This is a genomic window from Paenarthrobacter sp. YAF11_1 (assembly GCF_052113445.1).
In the GTDB taxonomy this organism is placed as follows: Bacteria; Actinomycetota; Actinomycetes; order Actinomycetales; family Micrococcaceae; genus Arthrobacter.
On the sequence record NZ_JBFRDF010000025.1, the window covers coordinates 1 to 21,783 of the forward strand.

At 62.6% G+C, this 21,783-nt stretch carries 21 protein-coding genes and 1 pseudogene; 8 read left to right on the forward strand and 14 right to left on the reverse strand.

The genetic code is table 11. From position 1 onward, the window contains the following. From AB4Y77_RS22550 to AB4Y77_RS22580, 7 genes and pseudogenes are all read right to left on the reverse strand, one after another. Window positions 1-200, reverse strand: a pseudogene (locus AB4Y77_RS22550) (pyridoxal 5'-phosphate synthase lyase subunit PdxS); the annotation flags it as partial. A 255-nt stretch (window positions 201-455) separates the two neighbouring features. Next, window positions 456-1,085: a phosphatidylinositol phosphate synthase gene (gene pgsA, locus AB4Y77_RS22555; RefSeq protein WP_311212974.1), complete on the reverse strand. Its 630-nt coding sequence runs from the start codon at window positions 1,083-1,085 to the stop codon at window positions 456-458. Further along, window positions 1,075-1,668: an HIT family protein gene (locus AB4Y77_RS22560; RefSeq protein WP_311212975.1), complete on the reverse strand. Its 594-nt coding sequence runs from the start codon at window positions 1,666-1,668 to the stop codon at window positions 1,075-1,077. The genes pgsA and AB4Y77_RS22560 overlap by 11 nt, the downstream gene beginning before the upstream one ends. A 19-nt stretch (window positions 1,669-1,687) precedes the next feature. Continuing rightward, window positions 1,688-3,697, reverse strand: coding sequence for a threonine--tRNA ligase (thrS, locus tag AB4Y77_RS22565; protein ID WP_442015406.1), 2,010 nt, complete (start codon window positions 3,695-3,697; stop codon window positions 1,688-1,690). 131 nt (window positions 3,698-3,828) lie between these two features. Further along, window positions 3,829-7,329, reverse strand: coding sequence for a DNA polymerase III subunit alpha (locus AB4Y77_RS22570; protein ID WP_442015407.1), 3,501 nt, complete (start codon window positions 7,327-7,329; stop codon window positions 3,829-3,831). Window positions 7,330-7,333: 4 nt separating this feature from the next. After that, on the reverse strand, window positions 7,334-7,678 hold the full coding sequence (locus tag AB4Y77_RS22575; protein ID WP_442015408.1) for a DUF6504 family protein: 345 nt from the start codon (window positions 7,676-7,678) through the stop codon (window positions 7,334-7,336). Window positions 7,679-7,758: 80 nt separating this feature from the next. After that, window positions 7,759-8,820, reverse strand: coding sequence for an FAD-dependent monooxygenase (locus AB4Y77_RS22580; protein ID WP_442015409.1), 1,062 nt, complete (start codon window positions 8,818-8,820; stop codon window positions 7,759-7,761). 50 nt (window positions 8,821-8,870) lie between these two features. Here AB4Y77_RS22580 and AB4Y77_RS22585 point away from each other — a divergent pair, with 50 nt between their 5' ends. Both AB4Y77_RS22585 and AB4Y77_RS22590 read left to right on the forward strand, forming a co-directional pair. Then, window positions 8,871-9,407, forward strand: a complete 537-nt coding sequence (locus tag AB4Y77_RS22585; protein ID WP_311212980.1) for a TetR/AcrR family transcriptional regulator — start codon at window positions 8,871-8,873, stop codon at window positions 9,405-9,407. 46 nt (window positions 9,408-9,453) lie between these two features. Further along, the gene (locus AB4Y77_RS22590) at window positions 9,454-9,843 is read left to right on the forward strand and encodes a hypothetical protein (RefSeq protein WP_311212981.1); all 390 of its coding nucleotides are present in this window, start codon (window positions 9,454-9,456) and stop codon (window positions 9,841-9,843) included. Window positions 9,844-9,845: 2 nt separating this feature from the next. Here the strand turns inward: AB4Y77_RS22590 and AB4Y77_RS22595 are convergent, their stop codons facing one another. Beyond that, complete coding sequence (locus AB4Y77_RS22595) at window positions 9,846-10,610, reverse strand: SOS response-associated peptidase (protein ID WP_442015410.1); 765 nt, start codon at window positions 10,608-10,610, stop codon at window positions 9,846-9,848. Between the two features lie 147 nt (window positions 10,611-10,757). On the opposite strand from AB4Y77_RS22595, the gene AB4Y77_RS22600 reads away from it, so the two are divergent. The 3 genes from AB4Y77_RS22600 (at window position 10,758) to AB4Y77_RS22610 (ending at window position 12,875) form a co-directional block, all read left to right on the forward strand. After that, the gene (locus AB4Y77_RS22600) at window positions 10,758-11,018 is read left to right on the forward strand and encodes a mycoredoxin (protein ID WP_024816868.1); all 261 of its coding nucleotides are present in this window, start codon (window positions 10,758-10,760) and stop codon (window positions 11,016-11,018) included. Window positions 11,019-11,160: 142 nt separating this feature from the next. Next, a complete protein-coding gene (locus AB4Y77_RS22605) occupies window positions 11,161-12,246 on the forward strand; it encodes an S-(hydroxymethyl)mycothiol dehydrogenase (RefSeq protein ID WP_311212983.1) in 1,086 nt (361 codons plus the stop codon). Beyond that, entirely contained in the window at window positions 12,243-12,875 is a 633-nt protein-coding gene (locus AB4Y77_RS22610) for an MBL fold metallo-hydrolase (protein WP_442015411.1), read from the forward strand. The genes AB4Y77_RS22605 and AB4Y77_RS22610 overlap by 4 nt, the downstream gene beginning before the upstream one ends. A 47-nt stretch (window positions 12,876-12,922) precedes the next feature. Here AB4Y77_RS22610 and AB4Y77_RS22615 read toward each other — a convergent pair whose 3' ends face one another. The 3 genes from AB4Y77_RS22615 to AB4Y77_RS22625 are packed head-to-tail and all read right to left on the reverse strand — an operon-like array spanning window position 12,923 to window position 14,992. Further along, window positions 12,923-13,669: a lipoate--protein ligase family protein gene (locus tag AB4Y77_RS22615; RefSeq protein WP_442015412.1), complete on the reverse strand. Its 747-nt coding sequence runs from the start codon at window positions 13,667-13,669 to the stop codon at window positions 12,923-12,925. After that, window positions 13,669-14,472 (reverse strand): thioesterase family protein, encoded by an 804-nt coding sequence (locus tag AB4Y77_RS22620; protein WP_442015413.1) that lies wholly within the window; start codon window positions 14,470-14,472, stop codon window positions 13,669-13,671. The genes AB4Y77_RS22615 and AB4Y77_RS22620 overlap by 1 nt, the downstream gene beginning before the upstream one ends. Before the next feature lie 31 nt (window positions 14,473-14,503). Next, on the reverse strand, window positions 14,504-14,992 hold the full coding sequence (locus AB4Y77_RS22625; RefSeq protein ID WP_442015414.1) for a DedA family protein: 489 nt from the start codon (window positions 14,990-14,992) through the stop codon (window positions 14,504-14,506). 80 nt (window positions 14,993-15,072) lie between these two features. Between AB4Y77_RS22625 and AB4Y77_RS22630 the strand changes: the two genes are divergently transcribed. Beyond that, window positions 15,073-16,044 carry a hypothetical protein gene (locus tag AB4Y77_RS22630; protein ID WP_442015415.1) on the forward strand — a complete coding sequence of 324 codons (972 nt, stop codon included), beginning with the start codon at window positions 15,073-15,075 and terminating at the stop codon, window positions 16,042-16,044. Here AB4Y77_RS22630 and AB4Y77_RS22635 read toward each other — a convergent pair. Both AB4Y77_RS22635 and AB4Y77_RS22640 read right to left on the reverse strand, forming a co-directional pair. Then, the gene (locus AB4Y77_RS22635; RefSeq protein WP_442015416.1) at window positions 16,041-17,543 is read right to left on the reverse strand and encodes an FAD-dependent oxidoreductase; all 1,503 of its coding nucleotides are present in this window, start codon (window positions 17,541-17,543) and stop codon (window positions 16,041-16,043) included. The two genes, AB4Y77_RS22630 and AB4Y77_RS22635, sit on opposite strands and share 4 nt — an antisense overlap. A 67-nt stretch (window positions 17,544-17,610) precedes the next feature. Further along, entirely contained in the window at window positions 17,611-18,102 is a 492-nt protein-coding gene (locus AB4Y77_RS22640; RefSeq protein ID WP_442015417.1) for a DNA alkylation repair protein, read from the reverse strand. 60 nt (window positions 18,103-18,162) lie between these two features. Between AB4Y77_RS22640 and AB4Y77_RS22645 the strand changes: the two genes are divergently transcribed. Continuing rightward, complete coding sequence (locus tag AB4Y77_RS22645) at window positions 18,163-19,251, forward strand: PDDEXK nuclease domain-containing protein (protein WP_442015418.1); 1,089 nt, start codon at window positions 18,163-18,165, stop codon at window positions 19,249-19,251. An 18-nt stretch (window positions 19,252-19,269) separates the two neighbouring features. Here AB4Y77_RS22645 and AB4Y77_RS22650 read toward each other — a convergent pair whose 3' ends face one another. Next, complete coding sequence (locus tag AB4Y77_RS22650; RefSeq protein ID WP_442015419.1) at window positions 19,270-20,244, reverse strand: dienelactone hydrolase family protein; 975 nt, start codon at window positions 20,242-20,244, stop codon at window positions 19,270-19,272. Between the two features lie 240 nt (window positions 20,245-20,484). On the opposite strand from AB4Y77_RS22650, the gene AB4Y77_RS22655 reads away from it, so the two are divergent. Further along, window positions 20,485-21,783, forward strand: a 1,299-nt coding sequence (locus AB4Y77_RS22655) for an HNH endonuclease (RefSeq protein WP_442015420.1), incomplete at its 3' end; no start/stop codon positions are given.

Here is a 21,783-nt window from a genome sequence, read left to right on the forward strand (position 1 = left end):
CGGATATCGGCCGGAACGCGCTCGAGCGCCATGACAGCCACGGCACCGGCATCCTCAGCGATGCGGGCCTGCTCGACGTTAACGACGTCCATGATGACGCCGCCCTTGAGCATCTCAGCCATGCCCCGCTTGACGCGGCTGCTGCCCGTGACGCTGTTCGCGGACGAACCGGCTTCGTTGCTTACATCTGGTGTAGACACAAAAACCCCTATGGGTAGATAAACGACCTTTTTGCCGGAGGCACGCGCAGCCACACGACCGCAATCAGCGCACACCGGGTTTTCAGGTCAAGGTGACCAAGTACTAGTAATAGTAGTCGCACGTTCCATGGTGGGAGTACATTCATTACCGCTTTGACGGGCAACAAAGGCCACTGTGGTAGGACAGGTGCACAACCCGCAAGGGGCGAGTCTGGTCGTATGCCAGTTCCCTGCGGACAGTCCAATTGTTAGCCGCTAGCCCGCAGCAGCTCCGTCGGCCTCGGCCATGGCCTGCCGGTGCACGGTGGACATCCGCTGGATGATGGTGACCACGCTGGCCAGTGCCAACAGGATCAGGGTCCCGAACAGCACCACAGGCGGAAGCCCCAATCCGGTCAAGCCGGTAATGAGCAGCACGGACGCCAAACGCTCGGCCCGCTCGGCGATGCCCACGCTTGCCTGGTATCCCAGTGATTCCGCTTTTGCCCTGGCATAAGAGACAACCATGCCAAGGACAAGGCAGACGACGGCGGCAGTTCCGATGGCGGGATCCTCGCCATGGGTGAAGAACCAGATGGTGATGCCAGCGAAGATCGCGCCATCGGCCAAACGGTCCAGGGTGGAATCCAGGAAGTTGCCCCAGCCGCCGCTCCTGCCTTGGAGCCGTGCCATGATGCCATCAACAACGTCGGAGAAGGCGAAGAACGCCACCACCACAGAGCCCCACCACAGGTGGCCGAGCGGATATAGCACCAAGCCGCCCAGTATTACTCCGGCCGTACCTGCCATGGTCACCGCGTCAGGTGAAACGCCGATCTTGAGGAGCCAACGGGCAAGTGGTGTGAAAAGTGAGGTGAAAAAGCCGCGCGCATGCCTATTGAGCATTCGACTCCCCCGGCCAGGCTTCGGCCACGAGCTTGCGGACTTCATCCAATGTCTGTGTGATGGCCTTGGTCTGGGCGATGATCGGGAAGAAGTTGCCATCTCCACCCCAGCGCGGGACCACGTGCTGGTGCAGATGCGCGGCGATTCCCGCTCCGCCGGTAACGCCTTGGTTCATGCCCAGGTTGAAGCCACTGGGGTTGGACACCTTCCGCAAGACCCGCATGGCGGTCTGTGTGAGGTCGGCGAACTCGGCAGTCTCTTCCACGGTGATGTCCGTGTAGTCGGGCACGTGGCGGTAGGGACAGATCAACAGGTGACCAGGGTTGTACGGGAAAAGGTTGAGGACCACATAGCAGGTCCTCCCCCGGTACACGATCAAGGATTCCTCGTCCGAACGCGTGGGTCCTACACAGAACGGGCAGTCGTCCTTGTTCTTGAATTGATCCTGCCCGCCCTTGATGTAGGCCATGCGGTGCGGAGTCCACAGGCGCTGAAATGCATCCGGCACGCCCGCCAGTCCGAAGTCATCGGTTACGTCGGCGTCGCCCGGAATCCCAGCTGCCGCGCCTGTGTTCTCCTGCACCGTTTCTGCGTCCGTTCCGTCAGCTCTCGCGGTTCTTGACGGCGTCCACAATCCTGCGGACCGCCTCGGCCACTGGCACGCCGTTGTCCTGGCTGCCGTCACGGAAGCGGAACGAGACTGCGCCAGCCTCTGCGTCCTCGCCTCCGGCAATCAGGACGAAGGGAATCTTGTCCTTGCTGGCGGTGCGGATCTTCTTGGGGAAGCGGTCCGAGGAGATGTCCACTTCAGCCCGGATGCCGGCTGCCTTGAGTTGTCCCACGACGTCGAACATGTAGTCGTTGAATGTCTCGGCCACCGGGATGCCCACCACCTGGACGGGAGCGAGCCAGGCCGGGAAAGCACCGGCGTAGTGCTCGGTGAGGACGCCCATGAAGCGTTCCACGGATCCGAAGAGCGCGCGGTGGATCATGACCGGGCGCTGGCGGGTGCCGTCCGCAGCCTGGTACTCAAGCTCGAAACGTTCGGGCAGGTTGAAGTCCAGCTGGATGGTGGACATCTGCCAGGTCCTGCCGAGGGCATCCTTCGCCTGGACCGAGATCTTGGGGCCGTAGAAGGCAGCTCCACCCGGATCCGGCACCAGTTCCAGACCGGAGGCAGCGGCAACCTCGGACAACGTGCGGGTGGCTTCCTCCCAGGCAGCATCATCCCCAACGAACTTTTCTTCGTTCTTGGTGGAGAGCTCCAGGTAGAAGTCATCCAGGCCGTAGTCCTTGAGAAGGCCCAGGACGAAGTTCAGCGTAGTGGTGAGCTCGTCCTTCATCTGCTCGCGGGTGCAGTAGATGTGGGCGTCGTCCTGTGTCATGCCGCGCACGCGCGTCAGGCCGTGCACAACGCCGGACTTTTCGTAGCGGTACACCGAACCGAATTCGAACAGGCGCAGCGGAAGTTCGCGGTAGGACCGGCCACGGGAGCGGAAAATCAAGTTGTGCATGGGGCAGTTCATCGGCTTCAGGTAATAATCCTGGGCCGGCTTGCGAACGGTACCGTCTTCGTTGAATTCGGCGTCAACCTGCATGGCCGGGAACATGCCGTCCTTGTACCAGTCAAGGTGCCCGGAGACCTCGTAAAGGTGTCCCTTGGTGATGTGCGGCGTGTAGACGAACTCGTAGCCGGCATCCACGTGGCGTTGGCGGGAGTAGTCCTCCATGGCCTTGCGGATGATGCCGCCCTTGGGGTGGAACACCGGAAGACCGGATCCCAGCTCGTCGGGGAAGGAAAAGAGGTCAAGTTCCACGCCAAGTTTGCGGTGGTCGCGTCGCTCGGCTTCGGCAATCCGCTCCTGGTAAGCCTTGAGGGCTTCCTTGGTGGGCCAGGCGGTTCCGTAGATGCGCTGAAGCTGCTGGTTGTTCTGGTTGCCCAGCCAGTAGGCAGCGGAAGAACGGGTCAGGGCGAAGGCGTTGGAGATGATTTTGGTGTTCTGCAGGTGGGGACCGCGGCAAAGGTCGCACCAGATGCTCTCGCCACTCTTGCGATCCACATTGTCGTAAATGGTGATGTCGCCGGCGCCGACCTCAACGTTGACGCCTTCCGCGGCGTCGGTTGCGTCGTTCTTCTTACCCAAGAGCTCCAATTTGTAGGGCTCGTTGGCCATCGCTTCGCGGGCTTCTTCTTCAGTGACCACACGGCGGGCGAACTTCTGGTTCTGGTTGATGATCTTCTGCATCATCTTTTCCAGAGTGCGCAGGTCCTCGGGGGTGAACGGCTCAGCGACATCGAAGTCGAAGTAGAAGCCGTCAGTGATGTACGGGCCGATGCCGAGCTTGGCGTCGGGGCGCAACTGCTGCACTGCCTGCGCCATGACGTGTGCTGTGGAATGGCGGAGGACGTTGAGTCCGTCAGGGGAATCAATGGTGACGCCTTCGACGTCTGCGCCCTCGGTGAGGACCTGGTCAAGGTCCTTCAAGACCCCATTGACACGGGCTACAACGACGTCGCGGCGCTCGAAGAAGAGTTCCGCGCCGGTAGTCCCTTCCGTCACCTTGGTCTCTTCGCCATCGACGATGAGGGTGATCTGTTGGGCATCTGACACGGGTGTCTCCTATTCATGGTTAAGGCTTCATAGCTTGTGGCGTACGGGGACCACAGCCAGCCACCGTCAATCGTATCTGCTTCCGCGGGGGCGGCCAAAGCAGCGCGCCGACGCCAGAAGCAGCCGCCCGTTCAGCTTCCCAGACCGGTGATGGCAAGGTTCCTGGAGATGCCATGAAGGGCACCTCGATGGGTGTATTCATCCGGTGGAGCGCCTCCGGCAGGCAGGAGCTCGGTAAAGGGCAATGTTTCAGGCCGGCTCAGGTCCCAGGCTTTGGTGGCGCTGAGGCTGATGCCTTTGGGACCTGTCCGCCTGGTGGTTCCACGGATCAGCAGCAACCGGGTCCCAAACAGCAAGGGTCCGGATTCTTCCTGGGCTTCATGGAAGAAGACTGAATCCACACAACCGGTGCCGTCATCGATGCTGATGAAGACCACGCGCCTGCCGCCACGCATGGGCGGGGTCTGGGTTGCGATCCGTACCCCTGCCACCAGCACTTCAGTACCGTTGCGGAGACCGAGGAGCTTATCTGCGGTTGTGACACCCAGCTTGTCCAACAAAGGCCGGTGGCTGTCCATGAGGTGCGCGCTGACATCGACGGCCATCAGGTCAAGCTCTGCCCTGACGTTGTCCACCATGGAGGGTTCGGGAAGTTCAGGCGCCAGGTTCCTCAGCTCAACATCACCCAAAGCAAAGGACAACTGGCCCTCAATGACGTCGGTGGCTTTTTTAGTGGGACTGCTTTGGAGTGCCTGCAGGTGTTGCACAAGGTCTGCCCGGTTGGCTTTCCCGCCGGAGTCTTTGTGGAGGGCATCAAAAGCGCCAAGTTGGGCAAGCCTCTTGATGTTGGGCTTGCTCACCCTCGCACGGGCCCGCAGGTCTGCCAGGGAATCGTAGGGCTGGCCTGCCACGATCCTTTTCAGCTCAGCCCCTGACAGCCCATAAATTCCCGTAAGGCTCAGGCGGATGCCAAGTTTGCCTTGATGGGGACCCTCCTGGATCTTTTCCACCCGGTATTCTGCATGGCTGCGGTTGATGTCCAAGGGCAGGATGGGGATGCCCAGCCTGCGCGCTTCGGCCACCAGGAGGCGCTTGGGATACATCCCGGGATCGTGTTCCCACAACCCTGCAAGGAAGGCCTCGGGATGATGGGTCTTCAGCCAAGCCGACTGGTAGGTGGGCACGGCAAAGGCAGCACCGTGTGCTTTGCAAAAGCCAAAACTGCCGAAGGCTTTAAGGGTTCCCCAGACCTTGTCCACCACCTCGGGCGCGTAATTCTTGATGGCTTCCCGGCGGAAGTAGCTCTCCACTCCCGGCTCATGTTCTTCATCTCCCAGAGCCCTGCGGAATTCATCAGCCCTTGCCAGTCCGCATCGGGTCATGACATCAAAGGTCTTCAGGATCTGCTCATGGAACACGGTAACGCCGTGGGTTTCCTGCAGAACCGGTTTCAGGTCCGCATGGGGATAGATCTCCGGAGCGAACCCGTGCCGGTGCTCAAGGAAGGGCCGCACCATATCTGATTTCATGGGCCCGGGCCTGAAGAGCGAGATGTCGATGATGAGGTCGTTGAATTCCCGGGGTGCCATCTTTCCAATGAGCTCCCGCTGCCCCGGGGACTCAATCTGGAAACAACCCAGTGTGTGGGTGCTGCGGATCAGCTCATAGGTGGGTTCGTCGTCGAAGGGAACTGCATTGAGATCGATCCTGCCATCGGTGCCGATATAGTCCGGACCTGTTCCTCCAGGTCCTACCTGATGCCGTCCGGCGGCCACTACTTCAGCCTTGGACGGATGAAGGCGGATGACTTCCCGGACAGCAAAAGCCATGGCACTTTGCATTCGCACACCCAGGACATCGAGCTTGAGCATTCCCATGGGATCCATGTCGTGTTTGTCGAACTGGCTCATGGGCAATCCCAACCCACTGGGCTGCACAGGGGTGCGGTCCAGGAGGGTCGCATCCCCCAAAATCACTCCACACGGATGCATGGAGATGTGCCGGGGCAGGCGGTCCAACCTTTCAGTAAGGTCCACCAGTAGATCCAGCTGCTGGTTTTCTTCCAGGCCCCCTTGCTCCACCCGGCCTGCAAAGGAGCGCAGTTCCGGCTTCTCTACCAGTGCTTCACGGAATTTGCGGGCTGAAAATCTCCACAATTGTTTGGCGATTTCACCGATTTCGCCGTCGTCCATTCCCAGTGCAAGGCCTGCGTCCCGGACGGCTCCCCGTGCCCTGTATCCGTTTTGCATGCTCATGAGGGTGACACGCTCTGCCCCGAAGCGGTCAAAGATCTTCCGGTAGACGTTGTGCCTTTCTGCGCTTTCAACGTCCAAATCAATGTCGGGGAGGGTTGATCTGCGGCCGGAAAGGAATCGTTCAAAAATGAGGTCGTGGCGGATCGGGTCAACCTGGCTGATATCGATCAGGTAATTCACCAGGCTGGACGCACCGGATCCCCTCGCGGCAACCCTGACGCCCATATCAAGGATCATCCTGGACACCTCGGCAACGGTGAGGAAGTAGGATGCAAAACCCAGCCGGGCAATGATGCCGAGCTCATGCTCCAACCGCGAGCGCAGCTGCCTTTCTGCTTCTCCTGTGATGCCGGGGAACCTTCTGGTGACGCCGGACTGGCAGCGCTGGGTGAGTTCCACCATGGGGTCGGCGTCGATGCCAATGATGGTGGCTTCGGGAACCACGGGTTTCTTCCACCCCATGTCCAAAATGGGGTCGATGCGGCATTTGTCGGCGAGCGCTTCGGTGTTGGTGAGCAGTTTGTGGAGGTCCGCTTTTCCTTGCCCGGCTGCGGTCATGATTTCTTTGCCGAGTTGGAGCATGTGGCGTGCGTTTTTCAGCCAGCCCTGGCCTGTTGGTTGGAGCATGGGCGCTGCCGAGAGTTCGGGGAGGGATTTGAGGGTGCGGGCTGAGTCCAGGACGTCCGCGGTGGCGGCGCCGTCTTGGGCGCAGTAGCGCACGGCGTTGCTGAGGACGGCCGGGATGTTGTATTCGAGTGCGAGCTTGAGCATGCGCACGGCGTGAGAGGTGCTGAGTGGTTCTCCCGGGGCGCTGAGGTGGGTGACGACTTCGGCGACGATGGTGCCGGGCGGCATGGCGTCGATCCATTGTTTGAAGAGCGTTCTTGGCCTCAGGTATTTTCGGCCTCCCATGGCCTGTCCAACATCTGAGTCAGGCCCGATCATGACTGTCAGCACGGGCTTGAGGGTATGGGGGTCCAGTGTCCTTGAAGCCAGCTCGCCGCGGGTGATTGCGGCGGGTATCGTTCCCCCGGCTTTGCCTGAGGTGCGTGCGTGGGCGTCGGAAATGAGGCGGCATAGTGCCCGGTAGCCGGCGCCGTTGTTGTTGCCGTGGGCGAGGACGACGACGCGGCCTGCGGCTTGGGTGCGGTGGTCGCCGTCGTCGTCGAATACAGCCAAGTCCACCCCGACGATGGGATCGATGCCGGCGTCCTTGCATGCTTTGAGGTGTTTGATGGTGCCATACAGGCCGTCGCGGTCCGTGCAGGCGAGAGCTGTGGCGCCGTCTGCTGCAGCTGTTTGGGCTAGTTCGTCGGGCCAGGAGACGCCATAGTGCGCGCTGAAGGCCGTGGAGACGTGCAGGTGGGTGAAGCTCAAGGGTTCACGCTGCTTCGTCAGGCTCTACGGCCCTTGCCGGCGCAGCGTCATGGATGCGCAGGAGCCGCCATCGTCCGCTGCTGACATGGCGGACGAGGTCAAGGGTGATGGTGTTCGCGGCTGGGGCATCTGTCTCTACCGGTTGGAGTTGGACGCGCCATATTTCGTGGTCCACCAGTCCTGCTCCGGTTCCCAGCGGTGCGCGGCTTTCTTCCAGCCACCATTGGCGTCGCTCGTACCACCGGACGGGTTCATTGGAGACGGAGTAGTGCGTCCCTTTCCAGTGGACGGTTCGTGGCTGGCCTGTTTCCGTGCAGCCGACCTCCACGGACTCGCTGAACAGCCCCATATCCTCACCTCGTTGCACCGTATTCCCTATTCGAATGTATGTTCGAATAAATCCAGTTTACGCCGGGGTCAGGGCAAAACCTACTTCGAAGTTCCAGCCTTCTCCCTGGACCGTGCCACCCGCTTGCCTGCCTGCTTCAGCAGGGCATCACGCCAGGGCTGCATTCCTTGGGCGAGGGCTATGCTGCCCATCATTGAAGATGCCAGGCGAAGTTGCTGGGTTCGCAGCATCCGCCTTCTGCCATAGGCGGCGAGCGCTGCTTCAACAGGCATCTCGTTGAGGAGCTTGCCTAAGGTCACGGCATCGATCAGTGCTTCGCAGGCGCCACGGCCCAGGTTGGGGGTCATGGCGTGAGCGGCATCCCCGAGCAACACCACATTGCCCCGTGTATACCGCCCCAGGGGTGGCGTGGTCCAAATCCGTTGGGCCAGGGAGTTTTCCGGCGATGCCAAGGAAAGAACCTTTCCCACTGCGGGCGAGTAGTGGGCGTACCGGCTCCGTGTCAGTTCAAGAGCCTGGGCGACGTCTACTTTCTCCGGGCGGAGGTCCGAACGGAAGGAGGCGTACCAGTTGGTTCCGCTGACGGCGGGCGCCAATCCAAAGATCTCTCCGCGCCCCCAGTACTCGCCGACGTCGCCTTCGGATGGAGTTGCTGGAATGACTCCACGGACTGCGAGGAACGGCGTGGGTCTGGCGGCGCTGCGCGATCCCCAGGAGGCCTGCCGAACCATACTGTTGACCCCATCCGCCCCCACGGTAAGCCATGCATTGCCCGGGAGCCGATCCACTCGCCCGGCTACCCTTTCGACCGTTTCCGGGACGGCGGAATCCAGCAGCTTCAACAGTTCCGGCCGTGACACCCCAAGGAGCCCATCCCCTTCCATGGACAGCATGGGTTCGCCTGAGGGGCTGCGGAGCGCTCCGGTCTTGATGATGGCTCCCCTGCTCCGGGCGGCTCCCAAAATCCCCAGTTCAGACAGGGCATTCTGGGCTTCCCTCCACATGGCCAAGGTTGTTCCTACCGTGGGCAGTTCCGGCCGTTGCTCGTACACCGTGACATCGAACCGGCCGGGGTCCAGCCGTCCTGCGAGCGCCAGGCCGGCGATTCCGCCGCCGATAATGTCCACTTTTTCCATGGCCACACTTTACTACTACATTTGTAGTGGCGATAGGGGTTGGCTAGACTTTCGCCATGCCGGACCGCCGAACAGAACTTGCCGACGCCGCCCTCGCCGTCGTTGCGGCGAAAGGCCTCAAAGGACTTACCCATCGGGCTGTCGATGCCCAAGCCGGCGTGGCCGTCGGAACCACCTCGAACTATTTCCGCAACCGCGCCGCTCTGGTCAGTGCCGCCGTCGACCGCGTCGAAGAGCGGGACACGCTCCTCCTCCAGCAAGGCGGATGGGAGACGCCGACGTCGGTGGCGGCCTTGGCGGAACAACTCACCGGCGCCCTCATGGGACTGGCGCTGGAAAATGCCGACCTCACCCGGGCGAGGTTCGCCTTCGCCCTGGACCAGCCGGAGGTCGTAGCGGCCGGCCACGAGCGGATGCTCGCCGGACTGGCCCACATCCTGGGCTTTCTGAACGTGCCGGACGCCAGGGCGCGGGCCGAGTCCGTAGCCGACTACGGCGACGGCCTTGCCATGCACCTTCTGACCGCCCGCAAAGGCCAGGACATCGACAGGGCATCGGTGGCGCGGAACATCCAGCGCCTTTTGGAAGGATGAAAGTCAAGGGGTGGACGGCAGCGGGTCCACAGAGCAGGATTGTGGCATGAGTACCAATGACGCACTCCTGAAGCAGGTCAACATCACGGCATCGGACGACAACCTGGTGGCAAGGTTTGAAATCGATGGGAACATACCAGGCTCCGGCGCTTACGTCGTGGGCCTTGTTGCTGCCAGTGAGGACTACTCCTCGCAACGCAGGCTCGGCATCGAATTCATGAACGGAGAGGCGATCTCGTTCTACTCCTTCAACCACTCCTTGAGCGCCGAGGAAAATTACGACATCAAGGGCGTAGAGCACTCCGGCAACGTCATCACCGGAAACTTCCCGATGTCGGCCATCCACGGGCTCAGCAAAGGCCATGTGATGACGGGATTCAGCGAAGCGGACGGCCGGGAGTTCCAATCCGGCGTCCCGGTGAACGAAGCCCTCTGAGCTCAGAAGAGTCCTTCCACCGGCTCAATGAGCTCCGGTGAGTTATTGCGGACGTTCCCCACGGCACTGCCCACAGGATCCAACGTCCACCCGGACGCAGCGTCGTGCGCCTTGGAACGGACCATGTCCACCAGTCCCGCAGCGTCCTTCTCCCGCGGATCCAACCAAGCTTCCATGGTCTCTGTGTCCATGGGCAGCGGAACCCTGTCGTGGAGGGCCGTGAGCTCGTCAAATACCGAAGCACTGCGTCGCGTCCGGGCAGATTCAGCGGTGGGGGTGTCCGCCGTCAGGATGGACATGGACAGCAGCCAGCGCCCGGGATCGTCATCCGCGGCCGACTGGTCCCGCCACCACTCATACAAGCCGGCAAAGACCAGGCCCTGGCCATCTCCCGGGTGGACGTAATAAGGCTGCTTGTTCTTTCCTTCACCCTTTTTCCACTCGTAGTAGCCATCGGCCGGAACTGCGCAACGCCGGGCAACAGCAGCCTTCTTGAAGGAAGGTTTCTCCAAAAGGGTCTCGCTGCGGGCATTGATCAACCGGGCACCCCCCTTGGGATCCTTGGCCCACGATGGCACCAGGCCCCACTTGGCAACATGGAGCTGCCGCTTCAGGTTGTCATCGACAAGCCTCTCCAACACGATCGGAACAGCATCGGTGGGTGCTACATTCCACGACTTTTCGAGGGCAACCTCGTTCTCTAGCTCAGCGTCGAAATCGGCGAGCAGATCCCCCACCGCACGGGCCATTACATAACGTCCACACATGCCAACAGTCTGCCCTTTCCTCCCACATCGCACCAGCGCACGCGTGTGACGTAACCCGTTAGGCGGCCGCACGGGAATTATCAGGGGGCGGGTTACCGTTGATACCGACGAATCATCCGTGCAACCACCATTACTGAGGAGAGCTCTGTGGACTTCACTCCCGACTCCGGCACCATCACCATGTTCTCGACTACCTGGTGCGGTTACTGCAACCGGCTGAAGAAGCAGCTGGACGCCAAGGGCATCGGCTACACCGAGATCAACATTGAAGAAGTGGATGGCACTGCCGAACTCGTCGAGCAGCTTAACGGAGGAAACCGCACCGTCCCCACCGTCCTCTTCCCCGACGGAACCGCAGCAACCAACCCCTCCGCTTCCGAGGTTGAGAAGCGCCTGGTCGCCGCATAACCGCTGGCTCCACGCGTAACCGCCCAGGGCCCGCACGGAACAATCCACACGCTGTCTGCCACCTGTGATAGACAGATTGGGAATCCGTAGCGGGCCCTGCTGCATTTAAGGGCCCCTCCCCGAGCCCGAAGGAAACATCTCCATGGTCCACACAGTCAAAGGTGTCGTCGTCCGCTCCAAAGGCGCACCCGCAACCCTGGAAACCATCCTGGTTCCCGAACCCGGTCCCGGCGAAGCCCTGGTGGACATCCTCACCAGCGGCGTCTGCCACACCGACCTCCACTACAAACTCGGTGGCATCAGCGACGACTTCCCGTTCCTGCTCGGCCATGAAGCCACCGGCGTGGTCAGCGCCGTGGGCCCCGACGTCACCGATGTCGCCCCCGGCGACCGCGTGGTCCTCAACTGGCGTGCAGTCTGCGGCAACTGCCGGGCCTGCAACCGCGGGCAAGCCCAGTACTGCTTCAACACCCACAATGCCACCCAGAAAATGACCCTCGAAGACGGCACGGAACTCTCACCTGCCTTGGGCATCGGTGCGTTCATTGAAAAAACCCTGGTCGCCGCCGGTCAGTGCACCAAGGTAGACCCCGACGCCGATGCCGCCGCCGTCGGGCTGCTCGGCTGCGGCGTCATGGCAGGTTTGGGCGCGGCACTGAACACCGGCGGCGTCAAACGCGGCGACTCGGTAGCCGTCATTGGCTGCGGCGGAGTGGGCGTAGCAGCCATAGCCGGTGCCGCGCTCGCAGGCGCCACCACCATCATCGCCGTGGACATCGACGCAAAGAAGCTCCAGCGCGCCAAGGACCTCGGCGCAACCCACACCGTGGATTCCTCCGCGGGCGACCCCGTCGAAGAAATCCGCGCCCTGACAGGCGGCTTCGGCGCAGACGTGGTGATTGACGCCGTCGGACGTCCCGAAACCTACAAGCAGGCCTTCTACGCCCGCGACCTCGCAGGAACCGTAGTCCTGGTAGGCGTCCCCACACCGGAAATGACCCTGGAACTGCCGCTGCTGGACGTGTTCGGCCGCGGCGGATCACTCAAGTCATCCTGGTACGGCGACTGCCTTCCTTCCCGGGACTTCCCCATGCTGGTGGACCTCTACAAGCAGGGCAAGCTGGACCTCGATGCCTTCGTCACCGAACGCATCACCATCGACCAAGTGGAGGAGGCATTCGACAAAATGCACCACGGCGCAGTACTCCGATCGGTGGTCGAACTATGAGCACCCTCACCATTGACCACGTGGTCACGTCAGGCACGTTCTCGCTCGACGGCGGCACCTGGGACGTCGAGAACAACGTCTGGATTGTCGGGGACCACTCCGAATGCCTCGTCATCGACCCCGCCCACAACCCTGACGCCATCCTGCAGGCAGTCAACGGCCGCACCGTCAAAGCCATCCTGTTGACCCACGGCCATGACGACCACATCCGCTCGGCCGGTGAATTCGCGGAGCTCGCCAAAGCACCCATCCACCTGCACCAGGACGACTGGATGCTGTGGCGGGCAGTGTTCCCGGACGCTGACCCCGATGCCGCAATTGCGGACGGCGACCAGTTCACCGTTGCCGGAGCCACGCTGACGGCCATCCACACGCCCGGGCACTCACCGGGGTCCGTTTCGTTCCACTTGCCCAGCGAAGGGTCGCTCTTCAGCGGAGACACGCTCTTCCAGGGCGGCCCCGGCGCTACGGGACGCTCGTACAGCGACTTCCCCACCATCATCGAGTCCATCCGGACCAAACTGCTCAGCTTGCCCGAAGAGACAGTGGTCCGCACCGGGCACGGCGACTCCACCACCATCGGAGCGGAAAAGCCGCATCTGGACGAATGGATCGCCCGAGGGCACTAACGCAGGCGAGACAGCCTCCGGGGTCTGGCGGGCTGGGACTTGCGTCCCTAGCCCGCCAAGCTCCGGAAGTCGCCGTCGACGACGTCCGCGTAACCGTGGTACGCCTCGATGACGGCATCCTCCACGGTCTGGACATCCAGGTGCGGCAGCAGGTCATTGGCGGCCCCGGCGGTTGCGGGATCCCAGTCAAGGCCCAACGCGGCGTAGCTGGCCGTCAGGACGTCACGGATAGGCTTTGAGTTTTCCACCACAATGACGGAGCTGAAGAGCCAGCCACCGGAGACTACCCGCTGGGCAGTGCCGATCAGTTTGATGCTGTGGGCGGGAAAGTCAGGGTCTTCGCCATGGACACTGAATTCACCAGGGCAGTACTCCCCAGGGATCTCGCCAACGGCGGCGTGGACACCAACGCTGCGAAGCGCGCCGGCCAGCAACTCACCGAACTCCGAAAACCGGGCCTTCGCCCGCACGATCGCGTCCGGATGCGGCTCAATGTGGTCAATGACCAACGTCCCCTGGTGATAGGCAGCCGCGCGTCCGCCGGCTTTCCGGATCAGGGGTTCGAACCCCAGCTCCCTGCAGGTTTCCTCCGCTGCGGGAAAGCCAGGGAGGTTCGCATCCCGTTGTCCGAACGCCACAGTTGGCTGCGGACGGTACAGGCGAAGCGAGGGGCCCAACTGCCCGCTGCGGGCTCGCTGCAACAGCTCCAAGGCAAAGTCCAGGTCTTGTGCAGCACCCATGGATTCCAGCTGACGGTAAGCAGTGAGCTGCGCCGTGGTCGCTTCTGCCCGCATCAGCTCTTCCTCAACGTCAGGATTTGCTCGGCCCTGCCGAACGGCCCGTTGATGTCGTGAAGCACCGTGGAAGTCAGGCCAATGCCGTCGGCTCCGAACGAGACTCTGTTGTCCAGGCCCAACCACTCACCGGACGGCGCCCGGTACATGTGGATCTGGAGGTCAACGTTGGGAAAAATGTAGCTGTTTTCGCCCGGAGGGACCCTGGCCGCTATGCCGTTGGCCGTATCCACCAGCCCCATCAACCGTGCAAGATCCGAACTGTCGTCGTGGTCTGTCAGTGGATGCGAGGTGCGGATCCACACCTTGCCTGATCCAGGCCGGTGGCCCTCAGCCAAACGCATTTCCAAGGAACGGATGTAGCCACCAGGCCACACACTTGCACCCTCCCACGGCTTGCATTCGTCGGGGACCGGCATGGGCTCGTCCTCGACTGCTGCCACGGCGCTGGTATCGCTGGTCACCATGCGCCACGCGGCGGCACGGATGGCTACACGGCCTCCGGCAGAGAGCTCGGCCTGGATGAGCTCGATGGTCCGGCCCGGCCTCAACGTTGAGGTGGTGACCTGGAACTCGCCACCGGGAATCAGCCCCAGGATTTCATAGCTGATCCGCGCCAAGCGGACATCGTCACGGGGCTCATGCCTGGCAAGGGCGTCGGCCATGATGCCCGACGCCGGGGCCATATGTTGCTCATGCGGATTCCACGCACCTTGGGCATGGATGGTGGACCTGTAACGGCCCTGACCCAACGACTCGTAGTAGAAATCGCCATCCGCCAGTTCCGGTAATGCAGTAGTCAACCCGAGCCTTTCGCCGATCCAGGAGTAGAACTCAGACCACTGTATCCGCAGATTTGTCCGCAGAACGACGCCTGCGGACCACCACCACCCAGACGATGACGGCGGCCAATGCAACAACCCCCAGCCCGGCTCCCACGGGCGACGCCGCCGCGACCGCAAGCCAGGCCTCCAAGGCTGCCAGCCCAATGGTGGCATACAGCAACGCCCACATGAGCGAACCGGCAATTGCTGCGGGCAGGTATCTGCGAAGCGGCATGCGGGCAGCACCCGCTGCGAGGTTGATGGCCGTCTGCAGGCCGATGGTCAGGAAAGAAAGTACGACGGCGTACGGCCCCCACCGCTGGATGAGGACTTGGGCTCGGGCTGCTTTGGGACGCTCCAGGGATCTACCGAAGCGGGTGTGGGCGAAACCGGCCACGGCACCCCGGCCGATCCAGTACGTGACGTTGACGCGGATCATGACAATCGCGAAGAGCGCCGCGAGGGCGACGCCGAAGGGTAAGCTCATGATCTGATCCACTCGACTTAGGCTACCCTAAGCAGGGGCTCATTGAGGATTCGGTCCGCTGGCCCGGGTGGAGTAAACCCTAGGATGAGTCCATGGACCTCCGCGATGCCGCCCTGGAGCTGTATGCCGTACCGCCCCGTGACTTCACCACGGAACGAACCGCCCTGGCCCTCAAAGCCAAGGATGACGGTGACAAGGACCTGGCCAAGGAGATTGCCGGCCTGCCCAAACCTGCCGCCGGCGCCTGGGCCATCAACATGCTGTCCGTCCACAAACCTGAGGTGATTGACGGCGTCGTGCGTTTTGGCATTGGTCTCAGAACAGCGCAGGAAGCGGGAGACGCGGAAGCGTTTCGTGAGCTGGGACAACAGCGGCAGGGACAGTTGACGTCGGCCGTTCACGCCGCAAAGGACCTTGCCGCCGAACTGGGGACGCCCCTCAGTGCAGCCGCTGCAGCCGACGTGGAACAAACGCTCAGGGCAGCCATGGCCGACGCCGGTGCGGCTGCTGCCGTCGGCACCGGCCGGCTGGTGCGGGGGCTCAGCGGCAGCGGCTTCGAGGAAGTGGACCTCGCGGGTGCCGTCGCTGCGGCCGCACCCGGCGACCTTGTTGACCCCGGAAACGAGGTTGCCGCGAGGCCGACGCCAAGGAAGGAATCCGCGTCCCGCGCCAAAGAAGCGTCCCCTCCCCAAGAAGCCGCACCCAGGAAGAAGCCACCTGAAGAAGTAGCCACCTCGTTGGCGGATCGCCGGGCCGCCAAGCAACAGGCAGCGTTGAAGGACGCTCAAAAAGAGTTCGATGCCGCAGACCAGGAGGCCGCTGAGGCCGAAGAGACGGCGTCCTCAGCGTGGGACGTCGTCAACGAACTCTCAGCCCGCCGAACACGCCTCAAAGCCGACATTGAGGACGCCAAAAAGCGCCTGTCCTCGCTGGAAGCAGAACTGATTGGCCTGACCAGGGACACTAAGGCTGCGGAATCCCTGAAGAAACGTTCCGTGAGGGAAGCGACCCAAAAACGACGCGCTGCAGACCAGGCCCAGAGGCGCGTAGACCGGCTGGGCTAGATCGCTTTCTTGCCGACGGACTCTTTCAGGTGACGGGTTGCGGGCCCTTCCAAGTACTTGCCCTCAGGTGTGAACCGGGAGCCATGCAGCGGACAATCCCAGGACTTCTCGGCGTCGTTCCAGCTCAGGAGACCGCCCAGATGCGTGCAAGTGGCAGAGACTCTGCAGACCTTCCCCTCCACAGTGGACACGGCGGCTGGTTCACCCTCGTACAGCCCGACGACGCCCGTCCCCTCGGGCGGGCGTGTTTCATCAGTGATGTCCGGGGTCTTCCGGACCCTGGCTTTGTCCTCGATCATCCGGCGGGCAACGTCCGCATTGTGCCGGACAGCCTGCGCCGCGCCTTTCGGCGAGGTGACGCGATGATGGATGACGGTGGCCCAGTCGGACTGGCCTCCCAGGATGTCCGAGGTGATGGATAACGCTGCCGCCACCCCGTTGCTCATCCCCCATTTGTTATAGCCCGTGCCGAAGAAGATCCGTCCGTGGCCGCGGGGAAGTTTGCCGAAGAAGGGCATCAGGTTGGTGGCCTGGTAGTCCTGGGCAGACCACGTATGGGTGACCTCGGCGCCAGGGTAGTGCTGCGTTGCCCACCCGAGCAATTCATCCAGGTGCGACTTCGGCGACGCGGCCCGGCCACCCGAATGCCCATACCCGCCTACCAAGAGCAATTCGCCCTCGGGAGTGGGTTGAGTCCGCTGGGACCGGGTGGGGGAATCGATGGACAGATACATTCCCTGAGGAATGTCGCCCGGTACCTTCAGCGCTGCTGCATAGGACCGGTTGGGCTCAAGCTTGGCAAAGTACAGGCCACGATCCAGGATCGGCGTCCCTGTAGCCAGCACCACGGTGTCCGCTGTGAAGGTGCCCTTGGCCGTGGAGACTTCCAAGGGCTGCTCCGAACCTACGTTCTGCACCTGCATGTCCTCGACGATCATGCCGCCATGACCGCGGAGGTCCCTGGCGAGAGTTTCCAGCACATCCATGGGGTTGATCTGGACCTGGTTTTCGAGCTCCAGCGCCTCCACTACTGGGAACGGCAGGCCGGCATCACGGCTGAAGTGGACGTCCAAACCCACGTCCCGTGAAACCGCAGCCTCCTTGCGGAGCCGCTGGCCGCCGTCGTCCGTGGTTGCGAAAGTCACGGCAGTCCGGCGCTGAAACGGGGTACCTTGCTGCTCCATGTACTGCGTCAGCCAAGCCTGACCGGACTTGTTTGCCTCAACGTAGGCCTGCACCACTTTCAGGGAGTACTGGCCACGCAAGGCGGACAACACGCCGCCTTGCAAGAGGCTGAGTTTCCCGGTGGTGTTGCCAGTGGTCACGGCACCCAGCGTTCTGGCCTCGAAGACCACCACGCGTTGGCCTGACCGGGACAACAGCAAGGCGGCCACCATACCGGTGAGCCCGGCGCCCACCACTATGGTGTCGAAGTGCTTTTCCTCGGGGATTTGCTCGGAAGTGAAGCGCATTTCCCGGTCCAACCAGAGCGATTTCATCGATCAACCTGCCTCTCACTTCAATGGCATGTAGTGAGGGAAACGCTAGGCGGGTCGCTGGTGCTTATCAAGGGGCGGCGGGGCCCGCCACCAGAGCCGCAGCGTGCCGAAGCCCGGGGTCCGGATCAGCAGCCCAACGCTCCAGGACCCGTTCGGCGCGTTCCTTGGCGAGTCCCTGCAGTCGTGCCACCAGCGGCCTCACAACGTCTGAGGCCAGGGGATCCACCAACTCCCGGGTTCCGGCTTGCCTGATGAAACCTTCGATCCGGGTGAGGTCAGTGTTGACCAGGATGCCTGCTTTGGTTTGCAGCAGGACCACTGCGGCGAGACGCCGCTCAAAGACAGGTTCAGCCCACAACTCCGAGCTCAGGGCAGTGACGTCGTCATGGTCCAGGTTCTTGTACCGCTTGAGCGTATCCCTCACCGTTCCCCGCACGGCACCCACGGATGCGCCATACACCATCAGTGCCCCGCCCAGACGCTCACTGACCTCTGCAGCTTTCTCCCACGTGGATTCCATCTGCAGGGTGTGGTCCATGAATTCACCGGCTTCGCTCACCCCACTATTTTGTCAGTGCCTCGCCTTAGCGTGGTCACAACAGCAATCGACAGGAGCACCATGCCGTCCCAAGAGCTCGCCACCGAAGCATCATTTCCGGGTGTCCCGGCTGCTTCGTCCATGCCCGACTGGTACCCCACTTTGCTTCACACTGTGGCCCAAGAGGTCCGCGTTGGCAGGACCCGGGCGATGGCAGCGGCCAACAGCGAGTTGTTGAATTCCTACTGGAGCATCGGCCGGCAGCTTGCTGAACGTGAATCCGAGCAGGGCTGGGGCGCCAAGGTAGTGACCCGCTTGTCCGCCGACATCCGGACCCGCTTCCCGGAAGCGAAAGGCTTCTCCCCCAGAAACCTGAGGTACATGAAGAGCTTCGCCCAGGCTTGGCCCGACTTCCCAATGTTGCAAGCACCGCTTGCAACATTGCCCTGGTACCACCAGATCGCACTGCTGGAAAAGCTCGACGACGCCGCCACGCGCCTTTGGTATGCAGCGGCGGCTGCCCAGCACGGCTGGTCCCGCAATGTGCTGACCCACCAGATTTCAACGCGTTTGCACGAGCGATCGGGGCAAGCCATCACTAACTTCTCCTCGACGATGATCCCTGCCGATTCCGATCTCGCCCAGCAGGCAACCAAGGATCCCTACGTCTTCGACTTTCTGTCCATGAGTGATCGGCACACAGAACGGGACCTGGAGCTGCAGTTGGTGAAACACGTGGAGAAGTTCCTGTTGGAGCTGGGCCAGGGCTTTGCTTTCGTCGGTGAGCAGGTGCGCTTGGAGATCGCCGGGGACGAGTTCTTCGCGGACCTGCTGTTCTACCACCTGAAGCTGCGCTGCTACATGGTGATCGAACTCAAAGCCGTGAAGTTCGAACCCGGATTCCTGGGGCAGCTCGGCATGTACATGGCGGCAGTGGACGACCTCATGGCGCATCCCGACGACAAACCGACCATCGGATTGCTGCTGTGCAAGGAGAAGAACAGCGTGGTGGCCGAGTACGCACTGCGTGGGTTCAACGCACCCGTGGGCATAGCGGAGTGGAAAACCTCCGTTGCAGATTCGTTGCCTGACGAGTTGGTGGCAAGCTTGCCCAGTATCGAGACCTTGGAGGCCGAGTTGGCGAGTGAGGCCGCGAGGTTGCAGGGGTGACGTCAGGCGTGCCGAAGCCTAAACGTTGTCCTTGAACCACGCCAAGGTATCGCTCCACGCTGCTGTAGCTTGGGCTTCCACGTAGCGCTCACCGGTGTCGTTGTGGAACGCATGGTCTACTCCGGGGTAGACCTTGAGCTGGTGCTTGACCGTTGAGGCGTCCAGGGCTTGCTGTAGTTGGGGCATGGCACCGGTGATGCGTGCGTCGTTCTCAGCGTAGACGCCAAAGACTGCCGGCTTGATGGTGGGGACCTTGGCAAGGTCCGGTGCAGGGCCATAGAAAGCCGAGGTGGCCTTGAGCCCGCTTATTTCTGTGGACGCCTGCCACGTGATGCCGCCACCGAAGCAGAACCCGATCATGGCGATCCGGCCCCCTTCGACGAAGTCCTGGCCATTAAGATACTCGAAGGCTGCTGTGAAGTCGCCCACGTGCCGCTGGGCCCCTGCCTGCGTCAGCGCTCCGGGAACAGCATCCGGATCCATAGTCGCCGTGCCACCCTCCCGGCTGAGGAGGTCCAGCGCCAACGCTGCGTAGCCTTCCTTGGCGAAGCGCCGGGCGACGTCCTGGATGTGCGGTGTGAGCCCACGGTTTTCGTGGCAGATCAGGACGCCGGGACCTTTCTGCCCGCCCTCGGGTCGTGCGAGGTAGCCGGTGATCTCCGTCCCACCGGAATTGAAGCTGATTGTTGCTGTCGTGAGTCCTGCCGCACCCTCCGGGACAGAGAGTGGGCTCTTGGCGTTGGGAACGGCGGTGGTGGGGCCTCCCGCTGATGCGGCCGACGACGTAGGCGACGGTGTCGGCATTGGGTCAGTGGTCCTTGGAACCTCCTCCGGCGTGCAGCCCACCAACGTCATGGCCGCCGCAGCCGCGGTCATGCTTCCCATGATGAATGCCACCCGCCGGGTGAATGTTTTGTGCGACATGTCCCCCGAACGGAAGTCATCGTAGAACTCTTCGATCAAGTACTTTTCGAACTTCTCCAACTGCACCATGGCGAACCTCCCGACGATGTGGAATATCCTCCCCTGATGAGAAGACGCGGGCAAGGGTGAGACGGTTCAGACCCCTGCCGGTTGGTGTGTCCCATGGCCGTGTTCGTGGGCGATGTCAGGTCCTTGGGGCCGCTCGAAATAGTCCACTCGCGGTTCCGGGCAGCATCCGCGGAGTCCGAACTCACCCTGTCCCGGGTGAAGCCTCTCATAATGTCTGTGCCTCCTGCGAGAGTTGGGGGTATGAAGCAGATCCGGGAGAGGCAAGCGAAGACGGCGTTGTCTGCTGTGCCTCGTCCTGCTTTGTCTCAAGGGGTGGATCAGGCCGGCACTATCAGTGGTGATTTGATTGGTCAGTTGCGGGTGTTGGAGGAGATGAAGTCGGCTATCTCTGGTTTGCAGGCGCAGATTGCTGTGGCGTTTGATTTGGCGCAGCGGGCTGAGCAGGCCGAGGCCGGGGTGCCTGCGGCGGAGCGTGGCAAGGGTGTGGGGGCGCAGGTGGCGTTGGCACGGCGGGAATCACCCAACCGGGGCTCGAGGTTGTTGGGCTTGGCCAAGGCCCTGGTCACGGAGATGCCGCGGACCTTGGCGGCGTTGAACTCGGGCCAGTTGAACGAGTGGCGGGCGACGCTGCTGGTGAAGGAGACTGCGTGTTTGGCTGTGGAGGACCGGGCCGCGGTGGATGCCGAGCTCGCCGCTGATGCCGGGACTTTCGACGGTTTCGGTGACCGGGCCTTGGTCGCTGCGGTGAAAGCGGCCGCGTACCGGCGTGATCCGCGCTCGGTGGCGCAGCGGGCCAGCCATGCCGCGACGGAACGGACGGTGAGTCTGCGCCCGGCGCCGGACACCATGGCCTATCTGACCGCGCTGCTTCCGGTGGGCCAGGGCGTCGCGGCCTATGCGGCGTTGACCCGTGCCGCTGATGCTGCCCGTGCCAGTGGGGATCCCCGGGGCCGTGGCCAGGTCATGGCCGACACCCTGGCCGAACGCCTCACCGGCACACCCGGCGGGGTGGCCGGGGTTGAACTCCAACTCGTCATGACGGACAGGACCCTGTTCCAAGGCGATGCCGAACCGGCCCGGCTCCACGGCTACGGCATCGTCCCCGCCGAGTGGGCCAGAACCCTGATCGGCGCAAAAGAGCCCAGAACCCAGGTCGCGACACGCGCCGCGACAAAGCAGGAGCAGGACTTCACGGTCTGGCTCCGGCGGCTCTACACCGCACCCGGGAGCGGGGAACTGATGGCCATGGACTCCAAAGCCCGGCTCTTCCCACACCGACACCGGCGATTCATCCAAGCCCGGGACCATACCTGCCGGACGCCGTACTGCGACGCGCCCATCCGGCACATCGACCACATCGTGCCCTGGCACTTAGGAGGAACCACCACCCTGGACAACGGCGCAGGACTCTGCGAAGCCTGCAACCACACCAAAGAAAACCCCGGCTGGACCGCAGAAGCCCTGCCCGCAGCAACCATGCCCGCCGACACCCACACCCTGAACATCAGCACACCCACCGGACACACCTACCAATCCAAA